Genomic DNA, 503 nt, shown 5'->3' with positions numbered 1-503 from the left:
CCTGTTTTTTTATTTGTGATATGATTATGATTATACAAAAATAAAACAGAAAGGACAATATGATTATGAAAAAAATTTTATTGTCATCAGTTGCTTTACTGAGCCTAGTGACATCACTATCAGTAAATAGTCCAGTTTCTGCTCAAGAATCTATTTCTCCCAAGGCTTATAGTCACTCTGACGGCAGTTGGATTCAATCGAATGGCCGTTGGTGGTATAAACATTCTGACGGTTCTTACACTAAAAACGGGTGGGAAAAGATCAATGAAACCTGGTACTATTTTGATAGTGAAGGTTGGATGAAAACAGGTTGGTTTAATGAGCATGGAAATTGGTATTATCTAGATGATAGTGGTGCTATGAAAACAGGCTGGTGTTTGATTTCTGGTAGTTGGTACTATTTAAATACTAGCGGTGTCATGCAAACTGGCCTACAGACTATCGAAGGACAACAATATTATTTAGCTGATAGCGGTGCTATGCAGACAGGTTGGCACAATATT

Annotated in this window: 1 pseudogene; it reads left to right on the top strand. The window is 36.6% G+C overall.

What is annotated here, in order from left to right:
* Positions 1 to 65: 65 nt before the first annotated feature.
* Positions 66 to 503: pseudogene (locus tag HMPREF1048_RS02835) on the top strand (N-acetylmuramoyl-L-alanine amidase family protein); the annotation flags it as partial.

The organism is Streptococcus mitis SK575, assembly GCF_000257865.1.
Lineage (GTDB): Bacteria > Bacillota > Bacilli > Lactobacillales > Streptococcaceae > Streptococcus > Streptococcus mitis_CQ.
This window is presented reverse-complemented; position numbering and strand designations above follow the sequence as displayed.